General features: G+C 63.6%; 15 protein-coding genes. 9 read left to right on the forward strand and 6 right to left on the reverse strand.

Translation table 11 applies throughout. The features are described from left to right. Positions 1–434: 434 nt before the first annotated feature. The 4 genes from HV823_RS19730 to HV823_RS19745 all read left to right on the forward strand — a co-directional run bounded on the left by HV823_RS19730 (position 435) and on the right by HV823_RS19745 (position 3,948). Entirely contained in the window at positions 435–836 is a 402-nt protein-coding gene (locus tag HV823_RS19730) for a hypothetical protein (RefSeq protein ID WP_176951464.1), read from the forward strand. 63 nt (positions 837–899) lie between these two features. Beyond that, positions 900–1,681, forward strand: a protein-coding gene (locus tag HV823_RS19735; RefSeq protein WP_246301808.1) for an IS5 family transposase whose coding sequence is annotated in 2 segments (ribosomal slippage) — positions 900–1,239 and positions 1,239–1,681 — 783 coding nt in all. Because the reading frame shifts where the segments join, the coding sequence is not laid out codon by codon here. 33 nt (positions 1,682–1,714) lie between these two features. Further along, entirely contained in the window at positions 1,715–2,278 is a 564-nt protein-coding gene (locus tag HV823_RS19740; RefSeq protein WP_343051943.1) for a hypothetical protein, read from the forward strand. Positions 2,279–2,436: 158 nt separating this feature from the next. Next, positions 2,437–3,948, forward strand: coding sequence for a protein adenylyltransferase SelO (locus tag HV823_RS19745; protein ID WP_176951465.1), 1,512 nt, complete (start codon positions 2,437–2,439; stop codon positions 3,946–3,948). 121 nt (positions 3,949–4,069) lie between these two features. On the opposite strand, the gene HV823_RS19750 is transcribed toward HV823_RS19745, so the two are convergent. Beyond that, positions 4,070–4,495 carry a GNAT family N-acetyltransferase gene (locus HV823_RS19750; RefSeq protein WP_176951466.1) on the reverse strand — a complete coding sequence of 142 codons (426 nt, stop codon included), beginning with the start codon at positions 4,493–4,495 and terminating at the stop codon, positions 4,070–4,072. Between the two features lie 300 nt (positions 4,496–4,795). Between HV823_RS19750 and HV823_RS19755 the strand changes: the two genes are divergently transcribed. From HV823_RS19755 to HV823_RS19770, 4 genes are all read left to right on the forward strand, one after another. Then, a complete protein-coding gene (locus HV823_RS19755) occupies positions 4,796–7,132 on the forward strand; it encodes a glucose/quinate/shikimate family membrane-bound PQQ-dependent dehydrogenase (protein WP_176951467.1) in 2,337 nt (778 codons plus the stop codon). A 117-nt stretch (positions 7,133–7,249) separates the two neighbouring features. Then, positions 7,250–7,687, forward strand: a complete 438-nt coding sequence (locus tag HV823_RS19760) for a hypothetical protein (protein WP_176951468.1) — start codon at positions 7,250–7,252, stop codon at positions 7,685–7,687. Positions 7,688–7,925: 238 nt separating this feature from the next. Beyond that, positions 7,926–8,423 carry a GNAT family N-acetyltransferase gene (locus HV823_RS19765; RefSeq protein ID WP_176951469.1) on the forward strand — a complete coding sequence of 166 codons (498 nt, stop codon included), beginning with the start codon at positions 7,926–7,928 and terminating at the stop codon, positions 8,421–8,423. A 360-nt stretch (positions 8,424–8,783) separates the two neighbouring features. Next, a complete protein-coding gene (locus tag HV823_RS19770) occupies positions 8,784–11,213 on the forward strand; it encodes a glucose/quinate/shikimate family membrane-bound PQQ-dependent dehydrogenase (RefSeq protein WP_176951470.1) in 2,430 nt (809 codons plus the stop codon). Positions 11,214–11,274: 61 nt separating this feature from the next. Here the strand turns inward: HV823_RS19770 and HV823_RS19775 are convergent, their stop codons facing one another. The 4 genes from HV823_RS19775 to HV823_RS19790 all read right to left on the reverse strand — a co-directional run bounded on the left by HV823_RS19775 (position 11,275) and on the right by HV823_RS19790 (position 14,428). Beyond that, entirely contained in the window at positions 11,275–12,180 is a 906-nt protein-coding gene (locus tag HV823_RS19775; RefSeq protein ID WP_176951471.1) for a cytochrome c, read from the reverse strand. Positions 12,181–12,325: 145 nt separating this feature from the next. After that, the gene (locus HV823_RS19780; protein ID WP_176951472.1) at positions 12,326–12,769 is read right to left on the reverse strand and encodes a c-type cytochrome; all 444 of its coding nucleotides are present in this window, start codon (positions 12,767–12,769) and stop codon (positions 12,326–12,328) included. Between the two features lie 166 nt (positions 12,770–12,935). Then, entirely contained in the window at positions 12,936–13,652 is a 717-nt protein-coding gene (locus HV823_RS19785; RefSeq protein ID WP_176951473.1) for an aspartate/glutamate racemase family protein, read from the reverse strand. A gap of 173 nt (positions 13,653–13,825) precedes the next feature. Next, entirely contained in the window at positions 13,826–14,428 is a 603-nt protein-coding gene (locus HV823_RS19790; RefSeq protein ID WP_176951474.1) for a superoxide dismutase, read from the reverse strand. 233 nt (positions 14,429–14,661) lie between these two features. On the opposite strand from HV823_RS19790, the gene HV823_RS19795 reads away from it, so the two are divergent. Then, on the forward strand, positions 14,662–15,051 hold the full coding sequence (locus HV823_RS19795) for a hypothetical protein (protein WP_176951475.1): 390 nt from the start codon (positions 14,662–14,664) through the stop codon (positions 15,049–15,051). 199 nt (positions 15,052–15,250) lie between these two features. Here the strand turns inward: HV823_RS19795 and HV823_RS19800 are convergent, their stop codons facing one another. Next, the gene (locus HV823_RS19800; protein WP_176951476.1) at positions 15,251–16,138 is read right to left on the reverse strand and encodes a branched-chain amino acid aminotransferase; all 888 of its coding nucleotides are present in this window, start codon (positions 16,136–16,138) and stop codon (positions 15,251–15,253) included. Positions 16,139–16,184 lie beyond the last annotated feature (46 nt).

Below are 16,184 nucleotides of genomic sequence, written 5' to 3' on the forward strand. Positions count from 1 at the left end.
GAAGAACGAACCGTCGAAACAACATGGAGGCGCGTCGGCGATCTCCTGCAGCTCTTTACGCCGCAGGAGTGCTCGAACTATCTGCGACATGCAGGCTATGGTGCAGCCTAGCCCTGACAGACTCTAGAAGGGCTGGACGGCCATATTGCAAGGCACGCGGACTTCCAAAACCCGACCGGAACCCGTCGCAACCGCATCTACGGGCGCTAGCCCGAATTAGCCAGCGGCCCGCCGAAAGGTGGGCCGTTTTCCTGCGGGGCGTCGGGCAGATGTCAGAAAGCACCGAGTGTGCCACCCCCAGACACCTGCAACTGAGCAATGCACAGTCATGGCCATTGCTCCGCCGCGATTGAAATCCTAGGTCCTGTTGACAAAGTGACCATCCACGTGGAACCGAGCGTTGTCGTTCCACCGATCCGGAAATGCGTTTGATCATGAAAGTATCAGTTCCCCTAGAAGCTTTTCCCGAATTAGGAACGGTCGCAAACCCTGCCGTGCTGTATGACGGGAACGACGCATTCGTTTGCTATGAAGCCTCGTTGCGTGCGGGAGGCGGCAATGTGGTGCTAAAATTTGGAGAAGTTATCGATTTCAGAATAACGCCGATGAATGTTGAGGGCCTGAAAGAGTGCCGGTATGCGGTCCACCCATGGAGGTTCAACGAAATTGTTGGCGGCGAAGAGACCTTCAAATGGAAGGCCCTGAACCCGAGGTTCTGGCTTATATCTTTCAATGACGTAATGATCGAAGTTCTGTTCGAAACGGTTTCTCTCATACACCGCGACACGGAAGGTGGGCCGCAACACAGAACGTTGATTGGTGCCCTACCTGATTGAAAGGAAATGGGATTCTCAAATCGGTGAGAACATGATTCAAAGCTGCCTTTTAGGCAGGTAGCGTTGGAGCGAGGCGATTTGAGCGAAGAGGAATGGCATATCATCGAGCCGTTCTTACCGAGAGAACGTGGGCGTAAGTCGCGCCCCGCTTATGATAATCGGCGTTTTCTAAATGGGATGCTGCATGTTCTACGCGTCGGATGCCCCTGGCGCGATATGCACGAGCGCTATGGCAAGTGGAACTCGATTTATGTCCGGTTCCGTCGATGGGCCGAACAAGGTGTCTGGGACGCTCTTCTCGAAACGCTTGTTGAGCTGGGGTTGACCGATGACTGGCAGCACATGATCGACAGCACCACGGTTCGGGGCCATTCGCAGGCTGCGGGCGCAAAAGGGGGACTTATCAGGAGGCCTTTGGTCGATCACGCGGCGGCTTTACGACGAAAATCCACGCCCGTGCAGACGGTCAGGGACGCCCTCTCGGCTTTATCCTGACGGGTGGCGAAGCGTCGGATTACAGTGCCGTTCCAGACCTGCTGACAATGCCGGTCAGCAGACCGAGATTGTTTCTTGCCGACAAAGGTTATGATGGTGATTACCTGCGCGAAGAACTGCTGATCCACGGGATAAGGCCCGTGATCCCGCCGAAGGCTAACAGGAACAACCCGCCTCCTTGCGATTTTCGAGCCTACAAAGATAGAAATCGCATCGAACGGATGTTCAACCGGCTCAAGCAGTTCCGCCGTATGGCAACCAGATACGACAAGACCCGGAAATCCTTCTCAGCATTCCTTGCGCTGGCCGCGGCGAAGATATGGTTGCCGTACTTTGTCAACAGGACCTAGGTTGACATAAGTCGATCGCTCCAAGGAGTTTCTGTGCGGCGTCTTTGCTTCATTTTCGGGATTGCCCTCCTCCTTTCGAGCATCGGTGGGAGGGCGGGCGCCTGCACAATGCTCGCTCGGTTGGATCTGGACGATGTCCAGTACGCCGATGTCGTGGTGGTTGGGAGAGTTTCGGGCTATCACATCGTGCTCGATCCCATTGCGCGCGAACGTTTCAAATCGCTGGTCGCCAAACACCCGGGACTTTGGAAATCAACGAAGGAGCCGTCGGGCTTCCTCACCGACTATGCCCGTTTCAAGATCATGGTCGATGAAGTTCTGCGAGGCAATGCCCCTCACGAGCTTTCGGTGACATGGGACAATTCAACATTCGGCGAGCCGGAGAGCATCCCGTCCGGTCCATTTCTTGTTGCCCTGCGAGACCCGAGTGCTCCCATTCCTCCGCTGCGCGGGCCGTCAGCAACCGGTGTGCCCAATCTTGAGCCAGGCACCCTGACGGTGTTGCAAGCGCCGTGCTCAAGAGCGTTTCTGTTCGAGGTCGACAGCCAGGAAGCCCAACTGCTCCGACAGCAACTGGCGCGGCCGCAACAGCAATAGCTGATGTTCGGAAGTATGGCGCCGCGTTCTCGATCCCCCGATGCCCCAGCGGCACTTCCGCTCGCCTCCCGCGTTCCTATCTAATAGGGTGACGATAGAACCCGGGCGCCAAGGTCTGGGCGCTCAGACCCAGGCCATCAAGGAATGCGAGCCGAACCATGACAGAAGCTGCCACCCGGATTTCGGCAAGCAAGGCCAAGCCGATCGAATTCGACAACAGCTATGCGCGCCTTCCGCAGAATTTCTTCGCCCGCGTCGAGCCGACGCCGGTGGCAGCACCGCGGTTGATCGCGTTCAACCGGACACTCGCTGAAGAAATGGGGCTCGACGCCGAGGCGCTGGAACGCGACGGTGCTGCGATCTTTTCCGGCAACCGCATCCTGGCCGGCTCCGAGCCGATCGCCCAGGCCTATGCCGGCCACCAGTTCGGCCAGTTCGTGCCGCAACTTGGCGACGGCCGCGCGATCCTTCTGGGCGAAGTGATCCGCCCTGACGGCGCGCGGCGCGACATCCAGCTGAAAGGGTCCGGCCCGACGCCGTTCTCGCGGCGCGGGGACGGGCGCGCAGCCCTTGGCCCGGTGCTGCGCGAATACATCGTGAGCGAGGCGATGCATGCGCTGGGCATCCCGACGACGCGCGCGCTCGCCGCCGTTACCACCGGCCAGCCCGTGTACCGCGAAACGATGCTGCCCGGCGCGATCGTGACGCGCGTCGCCTCAAGCCACATCCGCGTGGGCACGTTCCAGTTCTTCGCGGCGCGCGGCGACACCGACAGCATCCGCATTCTCGCCGACCACGTGATCGACCGCCACTATCCCGAACTCAAGGGACAGGACGGGCGCTACCTGAAGCTCCTAGACGCGGTGGCACAGCGGCAGGCACAGCTGATCGCCCGCTGGCTCGGCGTGGGCTTCATTCACGGCGTGATGAACACCGACAACATGGCGGTGTCCGGCGAGACGATCGATTTCGGCCCCTGCGCCTTCATGGACAGCTACGATCCGCGCACCGTCTTCTCCTCGATCGACAAGGGTGGCCGCTACGCCTATGGCAACCAGCCGATGATCGGCCAGTGGAACATCGCAAGGCTTGCCGAGACGCTGCTGCCGCTGCTGCACGAGACGCCGGGCGATGCCGTCGATCTCGCAAACGATGCCGTTTCCCGCTTCATGGAGCATTTCCAGGAGGCCTGGAGCGGAACGATCCGCGCCAAACTCGGCCTCGGCGACGACGTGGAGGAAGCCGATACCGACCTGATCCGCGCCTTCCTCGCCCTGATGCTGGAGCAGAAGGCGGACTTCACCCTCTCCTTCCGAAGCCTTTCGGATGCGGCGGAAGATAGCGCCGCCGATGCCGCCTTCGCAAATCTGCTGGCCGACCGGGAGGCTGCAGGCCCGTGGCTTGCCCGCTGGCGCGAAAGGCTCGACCGCGATGCCCGCCTTCCCGCAGAGCGGGCGGCTTCGATGCGCGCGGTCAACCCTGCCTTCATCCCGCGCAACCACCGGATCGAGGAAGCGATCGCCGCCGCGGTCGAAGAACAGGATTTTTCCCTGTTCGAGGCGCTGAACGACCTGCTTTCCCGCCCCTATGACGACCAGCCGGCCTTTTCGGCCTACGCCCGGCCGCCAATGCCGGGCGAAGAGGTGCTGCAGACCTTTTGCGGGACGTGAGTGGGCGGGCGCAGTTGCGCGGCGGGACGACTGTTGCAGGTGGAGGCGGGGACGGCGGCCGCACGATGCAACCGAGGGCGAAGTGTACGGAGACGTATGCACCTCCCGCAGCAGAGAGCGGTCAGGCCGACGCGTTTACACGATAGGCCATTCCCAGAGACCTTGGTGCCGTTTCCTTGAAGCCGAACTTTTCATAAAGCGTGTTTGCCGGCACATCGGCGATCAGGCTGACATACGCCGAAGAGGGCAGTCTGTCTTTTACATGCTCCATGATGGCATTCATGATCGCCTTACCGAGTCCCCGCCCCTGGTGTTCGGGATGCACGGCAATGTCGACGACCTGAAAAAAGCAACCTCCGTCTCCGATCAAACGTCCCATGCCGACTGCGGAACCCTCGCGAACAACCACTACGGAATAGACAGTCCCGTGCAGGCCCCTGCCCGCGGCCTCTTCCGTAAATGAACTCAGTCCCGCCACCGCTCGAAGATGCAAATACTCCTCGACAGATGGGGTCCGGGCCACGATTGAATAGGCAGGCTGGTTCATTGGGATCCTCTCTTCGTCTCGCCATGTCGACATCGTCTACCACGAGATACATCATCGAGCTTTGCTGGCCGTAAACAGCGAGAGACATTGCTTTAACAGAGGACGTCGGTCCCTTCCCTGAAGCGAACACATTCGCCTCGCTCGCCGTTTCACCTCACCCGTTGATTGTGATTGTGGGCGCGCTAGTTGATGGTTGCAGAGAGGTCCTCGACCCGAGCGATGACACGACCCGATGACATGCCGCGTTGACCGGTTCACGGCCTCCCGCACTGGCTCGACCTGCCTTCATGGAGAACGCGCATGCTCCTCATTCTCACCGCCATCGTCTTCGACCTGATCGGCATTGTTCTCGTCGCTGGTGGCGGGTGGCTGGTCTCGCTCGGCGGCAGCCCCTACTACCTGATCGCCGGCCTCGGCTTTCTCGCGACCGGCATTCTGCTGTTCATGAGGCGGCCGATCGCCATCTGGATCTACGCCATCCTGATGATCGGCTCGCTGGCATGGGCGGTCTGGGAAGTCGGCTTCGACTGGTGGCAACTCGGCCCGCGCGGCGGCATCATCGTGCTTCTCGGCCTGTGGCTGATGCTGCCGGCGATCCGTCGCCCCCTCGGCTTCACCAGCCCCACCGGCGAGGTCTATCCCGCGACCGTGCTGCCGCTCGCCGTTGCGGGGCTACTGGCGATCGGCGTCGCGGTGTTCGCCATGACGCATGACATTCACGACATCCGTGGCGCGTTGCCGGTGGAGGCACTCATCACCACACCCGCACTCGGCGGCGATGTGCCGGACGGCGAATGGCACCAGTACGGCCGCACCGGCTACGGGCAGCGCTACTCTCCCCTTGACCAGATCACGCCGGAAAACGTCAACACGCTCAAGGTCGCCTGGCAGTACCAGACCGGCGACGTGAAGCTGCCGGACGACGTCGCCGAGACCACCTACCAGGTGACGCCGCTGAAGGTCGGCGAGACCCTCTATCTGTGCACGCCGCACAACTGGGCGATCGCGCTGGATGCCGCGACGGGCGAGCAGAAGTGGAAATACGACAGCAATTCCGGCATGAACCCGGACCGACAGCACCAGACCTGCCGCGGCGTCACCTACTGGAAGGATCCGGCGGCCGCAGCCGGCGCCCCTTGCGCCGAGCGCGTCTACCTGCCGACCTCGGACGCACGCCTGATCGCGCTCGACGCGGCGACCGGGCAGGTCTGCACCGCGTTTGCCGACAACGGCGTGCTGCATCTGGAGACCGGCATGGAGTACAATCCCGCCGGCTACTACTACTCGACGTCGCCGCCGGTCGCCGTCGGCGGCAAGATCATCGTCGCCGGCGCGGTCAACGACAACTACTCGATCCACGAGCAGTCGGGCGTGATCCGCGCCTTCGACATCAACACCGGGCAGTTGATCTGGAACTGGGATTCGGGCAATCCCGACGTCACCACGCCGCTTCCCGAAGGCCAGAAGTATACGACCAACTCGCCCAACAGCTGGTCTGTTTCCTCTTACGACGAGGCGCTGGGCCTGATCTTCGTGCCGCTCGGCAACCAGGTCCCCGACCAGCTCGGCATGGGCCGCAGCGAGCACGTGGAAAAATACTCCTCCTCCATCGTGGCGCTCGACCTTGAGACCGGACAGGTGCGCTGGGTGCGCCAGACCGTGCACCACGACCTGTGGGACATGGATATTCCCGCCCAGCCGGCCCTGCTCGACATCACCAGGGAGGACGGCACCGTCGTGCCCGCGCTCGTCGGGCCGACGAAGCAGGGCGACGTCTACGTTCTCGACCGGCGGACCGGCGAGCCGCTGGTCCCGGTCACAGAAGTGCCGGCGCCGACGGGCGCGATCCCCGAGGACTTCACCTCGCCGACGCAGCCGCTTTCCGGCCTGACCTTCATGCCCGACCCGCTGCAGGAAAAGGACATGTGGGGGGTGACGATGTTCGACCAGCTCGCCTGCCGCATCGACTTCCACCGGCTGAAATACGAGGGACGATACACCCCGCCCTCGCTGGAAGGCAGCATCATCTATCCCGGCAATTTCGGCGTGTTCAACTGGGGCTCGGTCGCCGTCGATCCCGAACGCCAGATCATGTTCGGCATGCCGACCTATCTGGCCTTCACCTCGCGGCTCGTCCCGCGCGACCAGATCCCGCCGAAGGAACAGGGCGAGAAGGGCTCCGAGCAGGGGCTCAACCGCAACGAGGGCGCGCCCTACGGCGTCTACATGGGGCCGTTCCTGGGGCCGCTGAAGATCCCCTGCCAAGCGCCGCCGTGGGGCTATGTCGCCGGCGCCGACCTTCGCACCGGCAAGGTCGTCTACAAGCACAAGAACGGCACCGTGCGCGACATGTCGCCCCTGCCCCTGCCCTTCAAGGTGGGCGTTCCCGGCATCGGCGGGCCGATCATCACCAAGGGCGGGGTCGCCTTCCTGGGCGCTGCGGTGGACGACTACCTGCGCGCCTACGACGTGACGACGGGCGAGCAGCTGTGGGAAGCGAGGCTTCCGGCCGGCGGCCAGTCGACGCCGATGACCTACACCGTCGGCGACAAGCAGTTCGTGCTCATCGTTGCAGGCGGTCACGGGTCGATCGGCACCAAGCCCGGCGACTACGTGATCGCCTATACGCTGCCATAGCGCTGGCAAGGCTCGCATAAGCTGCAATGCCTAGGGTCTGCCGGACCTCAACCGCGCCCCGCCCGGGGCGCCCTGCGACTTCGGGATACCCGGATTCGTACTTTTCCGGAGATCGGCATGAAGATCGGCAGCGACAACCTCCTGGCGAATTACACACTGGCGCGGCAGACCTCTTCGAAGCGGGAAGACTTCACCGGTTCGAGCGAGGAAAGCGGCGTCACACGCACCAGCGCCCCCACGGTCGCCCCGTCCATGCCCCAGACGTCGGCGTTTGCGCGCGCACTGTGGACGATCGGCGCAGACAAGAGCGAAACGACCTCGGCGGACACGGGAATTGTCGAAGAATTCATGGAGCTCGCGAAGATGACGCCGGCCGAGCGCCTCCGCAAGCAGATGCTGGAGGAAATGGGGCTCACGGAAGATTCCCTGAAGGCCCTGCCGCCGGAGGAGCGCAAGGCGATCGAGGCCGAGATCCGCGAGGCGATCGAACAACAGTTCGGCGTCGGGGCGGCAGGCGAAAGCACCTCAGAGCTGAAGACGGCGGCCGAAGGCTAAACTGTCAGGACGATCGTCGTTGCGGCGCGTCCGGCATGGCCCTGAAATTTTCGCATTGACAATGGCGGCGAATAGGAGAATATCGCCGCCATGATCACGAACGCACCCATCGCGCACACGTATTTTTGGCTGTTCCGATAAGGAGCGGCTGTTCGATCATCATGTCCAACAAGCCGCCATCAGGCGGCTTTGTTGTTTTCAGGCTCCTGTTGGCAAAAGAACCCGAAGGAGCCTCGCAATGAACACCGTCATCAAGCTCGAAACGGCATCCGCCGAACGCCCGCCCGTCCTCAACATCCGCGCGGCACGCCCCGGCGACCTGCGCCAGTTGCTGGACATGATTGCCCTGCATGCCGAATGCCACGGCGACGACGCAAAGGTGACGGCGAGCGACCTCGACCGCGACCTGTTCGGAACGACCCCGTGGGTTACCGCGGTCGTCGCCGAAGCCGGCGGCCAGCTCGTCGGATACGCCATACTCGTGCCGCTCTACCGGGCGCTCGAAGGGCGGCGCGGCATGGAGCTGCACCAGATCTTCGTCCGCGAGGGACATCGCGGCAGCGGCATTGGCCGGCATCTGGTTTCGCGGGCGCGCGAGCAGGCCCGAATCGCCGGGTGCAGCTACCTTTCCGTCAGCGCCGCCACCGGCAATTTCGGCGCACACCGTTTCTACGAGGAAATGAACTTCAAGGCTGGTCCCGTCACCGGCATGCGCTACATGCAGGCGCTGTCCTAAAGAAATAAAGCATAGAGAAAACAGGCTCAGAGCGAGCAGGACTGACGGAAAGCGCCGTGCCCGGCTCCGGCGCGGCGCTGTTCCGCCGCAAACCGAACATCTCCTTGCCAGAATGTCCCATGCGGCATAAGAGGGCAGAAGCAGGTGCGTGCGCCTGCGGCTGGTGCGCGACGGGAGGGCGCGGCAGTCCGTCTTCAATCGCCAAGGGGCGCTCCCGATCCGCTTCAGTATCTTCAGGAACGGTGCGCGCATGCTCGACCGACCCATGATGCCAGGCACTCTCACCTTGTCCATCTCCGACCGAGTGGCGCCGGCTTCAGGTTTTCAACCGGTTGACGTCCCAAAGGAGCTGGAAACCCCATGACAGATACCCCATACGCGACGCCTGCGGCCGCCAAGATATGGCTGTTCGTTCTCGGCGCCGTTCTCATTCTCGCAGGCCTGTTCCTCGCCATCGGCGGCGGAAAGCTGGTCTCCCTCGGCGGCAGCTGGTACTTCCTGCTGGCCGGCATCGGCATCGTGCTTTCCGGTGCGCTGGTGCTCTTGCGCAAGCCGTCCGGCGCGCTGCTCTTCGGGCTCGTCACCCTGCTCACGGTCGTCTGGGCCGTGTGGGATGTCGGCCTCGACTTCTGGGCGCTGATCTCGCGCCTGCTGGCACTCGGCATCGGTGCTGCGGTGGTGGCACTCTCCTATCCGCTGCTGCGCAAGGCGAGCGGCCGTTCGCCTGCCTACCTTCCCTCCTTCCTCATCGCAGCGATCCTGGCGCTCGCTGCGGCCGCAGGCGTCGCCGGCATGTTCGTGCCGCATCCGACCGTCCGCTTCGCCGGCACCGCGCCCGCACGGACACCGGTCGACCCGGCCAGCGAGCAGAAGAACTGGGAGGCCTACGGCAACACGCACGGCGGCAGCCGCTTTGCCGCACTCGACCAGATCAACGTCGACAACGTGAAGGACCTGAAGGTCGCCTGGACCTACCGGACCGGCGACACGCCGATCAGCCCCGGCAATAACGGCGCCGAAGACCAGCAGACACCGCTGCAGGTGGGAGACAAGCTGTTTTTGTGCACGCCGCACAACAACGTCATCGCCGTCGATGTCGATACCGGCAAGGAGATCTGGAAGACCGAGATCAACGCCAAGTCGTCAGTCTGGATGCGTTGCCGCGGCCTTGCCTACTTCGATGCGACCAGCCAGATCCAACAGCCGACGCTACCCGGCTCGACGCCGGTCACGCCGGTTTCGGTGGCCGAAGGCGCGCTTTGCCAACGCCGCATCCTGATGAACACGATCGAGGCCGAACTCATCGCGCTCGACGCCGACACCGGCGCCTTCTGCCCGGATTTCGGCACCAACGGCCGCGTCAACCTGAAGATCGGTCTCGGCGATGCCGCCGATCCGAGCTATGTGCTGACCTCGGCTCCGACGCTTGCGGGCACCACCGTCGTTGTCGGCGGACGTATCGCCGACAACGTGCAGGTGGACATGCCGGGCGGCGTGATGCGCGGCTTCGACGTCATCACCGGCCAGCTCCGCTGGGCCTTCGACCCGGGCAATCCGGACATCACAGGCCTGCCGCCGGAAGGCCAGACCTACACCCGTTCGACGCCGAACGTCTGGGCGGCCATGTCCTACGACCCGGCTTCCAACGTCGTCTTCATGCCGGTCGGTAGCCCCTCCGTCGACCTGTACGGCGCAACGCGCACGCCGCTCGACCACAAGTACGGTGCCTCGATGCTTGCGCTCGACGCAACCACGGGCCGCGAGAAATGGGTCTTCCAGACCGTGCACAACGACCTCTGGGACTTCGACGTGCCGATGCAACCCTCCTTCGTGGACTTCCCGAAGGCTGACGGTTCCACCGTGCCGGCGCTGGTCTTCGGCACCAAGGCCGGCCAGCTCTACGTGCTCGACCGGGCGACCGGCAAGCCGCTGACGGAGGTGAAGGAAATCCCCGTCAAGCCGGCGAACATCCCGAACGAGCCCTACGCCCCCACCCAGCCGCTTTCCGTCGGCATGCCGCAGATCGGCGTCGGTCCCTATACCGAGTCCGACATGTGGGGCGCCACGCCGTTCGACCAGCTTCTGTGCCGCATCGCCTTCAAGTCGATGCGTTACGATGGCCTCTACACCGCGCCGGGCACCGACCTGTCGCTGTCCTTCCCCGGCTCGCTGGGCGGGATGAACTGGGGCGGCCTTTCGACCGACCCGATCAACAACATGATCTTCGTCAACGACATGCGCGTCGGCCTCTGGGTGAAGATGGTCGAGGCCGCACCGAGCGACCAGACCGCCAGTGGCGGCGAGAGCGTCAACACCGGCATGGGCCTCGTGCCGATGAAGGGCACGCCCTATGCGGTCGACAAGAACCGCTTCCTGTCGCAGCTCGGCATCCCCTGCCAGGCCCCGCCCTTCGGCACGCTGACCGCTGTGGACATGAAGACGCAGAAGATCGCCTGGCAGGTGCCGGTCGGCACGGTCATGGACACGGGCCCGTTCGGCATCAAGATGGGCCTGCCGATCCCGATCGGCATGCCGACGCTCGGCGGCACGCTCGCAACGCAGGGCGGGCTCGTCTTCATCGCCGGCACGCAGGACTACTATCTGCGCGCCTTCAGCACGGCGACGGGCGAGGAAGTCTGGACGGAGCGGCTGCCCGTCGGCAGCCAGGGCGGACCGATGACCTACAAGTCGCCAAAGACCGGCAAGCAGTACGTGGTCATCTCGGCCGGCGGCGCGCGCCAGTCGCCCGACCGCGGCGACTATGTGATCGCCTACGCCCTGCCGGACTGATCGGTCAGCGGCAAAGACAACGGACTGCCCGCATGGCCGGGCAGTCCTTCACGTTTTTGGATCAATGGGCCGGAATGGCCTTGAGATAGGCTGCGATCGCGTCGCGGTCCTCTGCCGGCAGCCGCGCCATGTTCTTCTGCACCGCTGTCATCGAACCGCCGACCGAATCGTAATCCGGCGTGAAACCGGATTCGAGATAGTAGGCGATGTCGCTCTCGCTCCAGCCGTCGAGACCGCCCGGCGTGATGTTGGGGACACGGCCCGGCCCGCCTTCGGGGTTCGGCCCGCCCGCAAGCCACAGATCCGCCTTCAGCCCGCCCAGCGCATCGCGCGGCGTGTGGCATTCGCCGCAATGGCCGGGGCCTTCGACGAGATACTGGCCGCGCTCCACCTTCGCATCGGCGTTGGCGATTGCAACGCGCGGATCGTCGTTCAGATAGAGAAACTTCCAGCCGCCCAGGAGCGCACGCTGATTGAAGGGGAACGGCAGTTCATGCGCGGGTGCGACGTTGTCGCTCGCCGGCAACGTCTTCAGGTATCCGAAGAGATCGTTGATGTCGGAAGGCGTCATGCGGGCATAGGAGGCGTAGGGAAAGGAAGGATAGAGGTGTTCTCCCTGCCTGCCGACGCCACGCAGCATCGCATCGCCGAATTCATGCAGCGACCAGCCGCCGATGCCGGCTTCGGGGTGGGGCGAGATGTTGGGGGCGTGGAACGTGCCGAACGGGCTTGCAAGCGGCGCGCCACCGGCCAGCACGAGCCTGCCGTCGTCGCCTGCACCGGGTGCTGCGTGGCAGCTGGAACAGCCGCCTGCGGAAAAGACACGCTCGCCGTTTTCGACATTTGGCTCGCCCAGCCCCTGCCACAGATCATCCGGCGTGCGCGCGGGTGCCGTGACCCAGAGAAAGCAGGCAAGGCCCAAAAGACCTGCCGCGCCGACTGCAGCGGTGACTTTCAGAAATTTCATCTTTACGTCCTAGGGTCACGCGGTCCGGCAGATCCCGCAGCAATCAATGCCGGGCATCGGCCGGCTGCATGGTCGCATGCGCACATGGAAGTGCGGCCTCCGGGATATTTGTCCCCGGAAGGCGCGAGCTTTCAGCTGCCAATCGTTACTTCTTCAGCCGATATGTCTCATGACAGGCGGAACAGTTCTTGCCGATCGTTCCGAGTGCTGCGCCCACGCCCGCCTGGTCTGCGGGCAGCGTAGCGAGTGCCGTATCGACATCCTTGCCGAACTGTGCGTCCTTCGCGCGGAAATCATCCATGTTTTCCCAGATCTTCGGGCTCGCCTCGGTCTCGAAGCCAGTCTCCGAGCCTGCCGGAAACTGGTCGGCAAAGGTCTTGGAGACCTCGCTCATCGTCGTCAGCGAGGCTTTTACCACGTCGGCGTCATAGGGCTTTTCGCCCTTGGCGATCCCGGCGAGAGCGCCCATGGCGCGCCCGACGTCCTTCATCATCTGCTGGCGCGCGGCCTGCGGCTCGTCAGCCGCAACGACGGCGCCGGCTCCGAGGACTGCAACGATGGCAGCGGCGGCGATTGTCTTTAACTTCATCATTGGCTCCAGGTGGGAACGCCCGACCTGGTCGGCGGGCGTGATTTGTCGATTGCGGCTGCAAGATTGCATGCCGACACGCGAAGAAAAGTAACGTTTTATTGATGTCCGGGATCCAGGTTGCATCGCATCTGCGATCCGCCCGTCCATGCGGGAACGGTCACGCTCACCCGCCGGGTGCGGCGGAAGATTCGGTAAGCGCGCGCTCCAGCGCCGCCTCGACATGCAACTGCACCACGTCGAAAGCCGGCACCGCATAGGCGTCGAGCTCGGCCAGAATCGGAAGCTCGGTGCAGGCCACGGCGACGGCTCCGGCGCCGCGGGAAGCCAGTTCGCCGGCAATCGCAAGCAGGGTCGTGCGCGCTTGCGGCGTGACGCGACCGAGCGTCAGTTCCTCGATGATGATGCTGTGGAGTGCGCTTCGCTGATCCGGCGGCGGCACCAGCACCTCCAGACCGAAGCGGTCACGCAGGCGGTCGGTGAAAAAGTCCATCTCCATCGTGTAGCGCGTGCCGAGCAGGCCCACGGTCGTGATCCCCTGTGCCCTCAGCGCCTCGCCCAGGGGATCGGCCAGATGCAGCAGCGGCACGCGCATTGCCGCCTCGACCGCAGCAGCCACCGCGTGGCCACTGACGGCCGTGATCAACACGAAATCCGCACCTGCGCTTTCCAGCCGGCGCGCCGCGTCGGCAAGCACCGCGCCGACCTCATCCCAGCGCCCTTCTGCGGCCATCCTGTTGATGCCGTCGAAGTCGAGTGTGTAGAGAACGGAGCGGGCATTGTGATGCCCGCCGAGGCGGCGATGGGCAGCCTGGTTGAGCAGGCGATAGTAGAGCGCGCTGGATTCCCAGCTCATGCCGCCGATCATGCCGATCAATTTCATGCCGTTTCCCCCTCGTTCAAGTCTCTCCGCGATGCGAGGTCCCGTCCAGACCCCTCGCCCGGTTCACCTCGCCAACACCGTATTTGTAGCATGCCTCGCCAGATCCGGCGCCGGAAACGAGAAAGCCCCGGCCGTGCGACCGGGGCTTTCTGATACTCTGCCGTGCGCGAGACTTATTTCGTCGCGGCTTCGTACATTTCCAGGACGTAGTCCCAGTTGATCAGGCTGTCGACGAAGGCCTCGAGGTACTTCGGACGGGCGTTGCGGTAGTCGATGTAGTAGGAGTGCTCCCATACGTCGACGCCGAGGATCGGGGACGCGCCATGAACGAGCGGGTTTTCGCCGTTCGGGGTCTTGGAGATGGCGAGCTTGCCGTCCTTGACCGAAAGCCATGCCCAGCCGGAGCCGAACTGCGTGGTGCCGGCAGCGACGAAGTCAGCCTTGAACTTGTCGTAGCCGCCGAGATCGCTGTCGATCGCCTTCTGCAGCGCGCCCGGAAGCGACTTGCCGCCGCCGCCCTTCTTCATCCACTTCCAGAAGTGGATGTGGTTGTAGTGCTGGCCGGCGTTGTTGAAGAGGCCCTGGTTGGTGCCATAGGACTTCTTGACGATCTCTTCCAGCGTCAGGTTGGAAAGACCGGCTTCCTCGGCAAGCTTGTTACCGTTGTCGACATAGGCCTTGTGGTGCTTGTCGTGGTGGTACTCCAGCGTCTCGCGCGACATGAACGGGGCGAGCGCGTCGTAGTCGTAGGGAAGCGGCGGAAGTTCGAAGGCCATGGGGTATCTCCTCTTAATCGCGGAATTTTAAAAGAAATCCGTGGAGCGGAACATAGGGGGATGACCTGTCCCAGACAACCGGGTTGCATGCCAAAATTTGCGACTGCGCAAGATTTTCGTGCTCATGCGCAACTTGCACGCGTTGCCATGGAACCGCCCCATCCCGCAGCCATTTCTCCCTCTGTCGTCCCGTTTGGGCCGTCCGGCCCGCAATCACCTGAAAGGCACCTCACATGCGCATGCTCACCCCATTTCTTATCGTCGCGGCACTCGTCGGCGCAGCTCCCGCCTTCGCGTCCTCTTCGGACGCCTGGTCGGAATTCCGGGACGACGTGAAGGCAAAGTGCGTCGCCGCCCTGCCCGAGAAGCTGAAGAACGAGACCGTCTTCGTCGATGAGTTCGGCACCGAGAAGTACGGCGTAGCGCTGATCAGCGGCCGCTCGGACCAGGAGAAGGCGCGCGTCACCTTTGCCTGCGTCTACGACAAGCAGTCCAGGAGCGCACAGGTCACGGGCGCGATCGGCCGGGAATACGTCCGCGTCCTGAACGACAGGCAGCGTGCGGCCGTGCTGGAGCGGCAGAAGTCGAACGGGGCTACCGACGAGAGCGACGAGAGCGAATAGCGGATGACCCCGTTCTTTCGCCCAAGACGCAAGCCCAGGCTCCGGCCCGTCATGGCGAACCTGATCCGGCATCCAGTACGCCCATGTCCTTGAGCGTACCGGAGCCCCTTACGCCGCAGACGCGGTTGGATCCCGCTCGGTGGCCGGGATGACGGTGCTGGCGGAGACGCGCGCACCACGCAGACGCGCCCCCTGTCCCTCAGGCCTGGTTCGCGTTCGAATGCGCCCAGTCGAAGTAGAGTTCGCGCGCCTTGGCCGTCACCGGCCCGGGCTGCAGGCTGCGATCGTCCAGCCGGTTCACGGGCACGACCTTGGAATAGTTGCCGGAGGTGAAGATCTCGTCGGCGGTCTGGAATTCCTCCAGCGTCATCGTCTTTTCAACCACCTCGAAGCCTTCCGCGCGCAGCAGCGTGATCACGCGATAGCGCGTGATGCCGGCAAGGAAGGTATGGTTCGCGGCCGGGGTGAAGACGACGCCGTCCTTGACCATGAAGACGTTGGACGAGCCGGTCTCGGCGACGTTTCCAAGCATGTCGCGCACCAGCGCGTTTTCAAAGCCGCGCTTGTTCGCCTCCGCGAGAATGCGGGCGTTGTTCGGATAGAGGCAGCCGGCCTTGGCATCCGTCGGCATGCACTCGTTGGTCGGCCGGCGGAACGGCGAAACCGTCATCGAATTGCCGACCTGGCCGTCTCCCATCGGCGCCTCGAACAGGCAGAGCACAAAGCGGGTCGATTCCGGATCGGGCGCGACGACGCTGAACGGGGCGCCGTGCTCGGCCCAGTACATCGGCTTGACGTAGATCGCCGTCTTGCCGTCGAACTTCTTCACACCCTCCCAGGCCAGGCCTTCGATTTCCTCGGCGCTCATCGTCGGCTTGAGGCCGAGATTGAATGCCGAGCGGTTGATGCGCTGGCAATGGAGGTCGAGGTCGGGCGCGATGCCGTCGAACCAGCGTGCGCCGTCGAAGACGGTGGAGGCGAGCCACATCGCATGCGAGGTGGGGCCGATCAGCGGCGGATTGCCGGAGATCCATTCGCCATCGACATAGGTCCAGGTGGGCGTGCGCGGGGATGTATCGACTGCCATCTTCAAGTCTCCTTCCAACCCATGAGGCCGGACCTTTCGGCCCGGG

The organism is Mycoplana rhizolycopersici (assembly GCF_013378445.1).
In the GTDB taxonomy this organism is placed as follows: domain Bacteria; phylum Pseudomonadota; class Alphaproteobacteria; order Rhizobiales; family Rhizobiaceae; genus Mycoplana; species Mycoplana rhizolycopersici.

What these genes read in the sequence shown, in the direction of transcription:
- HV823_RS19775 (WP_176951471.1), bottom strand. Translation starts at nt 12,180, where the DNA reads ATGAAATTTCTGAAAGTCACCGCTGCAGTCGGCGCGGCAGGTCTTTTG.
- HV823_RS19780 (WP_176951472.1), bottom strand. Translation starts at nt 12,769, where the DNA reads ATGAAGTTAAAGACAATCGCCGCCGCTGCCATCGTTGCAGTCCTCGGA.
- HV823_RS19795 (WP_176951475.1), top strand. Translation starts at nt 14,662, where the DNA reads ATGCGCATGCTCACCCCATTTCTTATCGTCGCGGCACTCGTCGGCGCA.
- HV823_RS19730 (WP_176951464.1), top strand. Translation starts at nt 435, where the DNA reads ATGAAAGTATCAGTTCCCCTAGAAGCTTTTCCCGAATTAGGAACGGTC.
- HV823_RS19770 (WP_176951470.1), top strand. Translation starts at nt 8,784, where the DNA reads ATGACAGATACCCCATACGCGACGCCTGCGGCCGCCAAGATATGGCTG.
- HV823_RS19785 (WP_176951473.1), bottom strand. Translation starts at nt 13,652, where the DNA reads ATGAAATTGATCGGCATGATCGGCGGCATGAGCTGGGAATCCAGCGCG.
- HV823_RS19750 (WP_176951466.1), bottom strand. Translation starts at nt 4,495, where the DNA reads ATGAACCAGCCTGCCTATTCAATCGTGGCCCGGACCCCATCTGTCGAG.
- HV823_RS19800 (WP_176951476.1), bottom strand. Translation starts at nt 16,138, where the DNA reads ATGGCAGTCGATACATCCCCGCGCACGCCCACCTGGACCTATGTCGAT.
- HV823_RS19790 (WP_176951474.1), bottom strand. Translation starts at nt 14,428, where the DNA reads ATGGCCTTCGAACTTCCGCCGCTTCCCTACGACTACGACGCGCTCGCC.
- HV823_RS19760 (WP_176951468.1), top strand. Translation starts at nt 7,250, where the DNA reads ATGAAGATCGGCAGCGACAACCTCCTGGCGAATTACACACTGGCGCGG.
- HV823_RS19755 (WP_176951467.1), top strand. Translation starts at nt 4,796, where the DNA reads ATGCTCCTCATTCTCACCGCCATCGTCTTCGACCTGATCGGCATTGTT.
- HV823_RS19765 (WP_176951469.1), top strand. Translation starts at nt 7,926, where the DNA reads ATGAACACCGTCATCAAGCTCGAAACGGCATCCGCCGAACGCCCGCCC.
- HV823_RS19745 (WP_176951465.1), top strand. Translation starts at nt 2,437, where the DNA reads ATGACAGAAGCTGCCACCCGGATTTCGGCAAGCAAGGCCAAGCCGATC.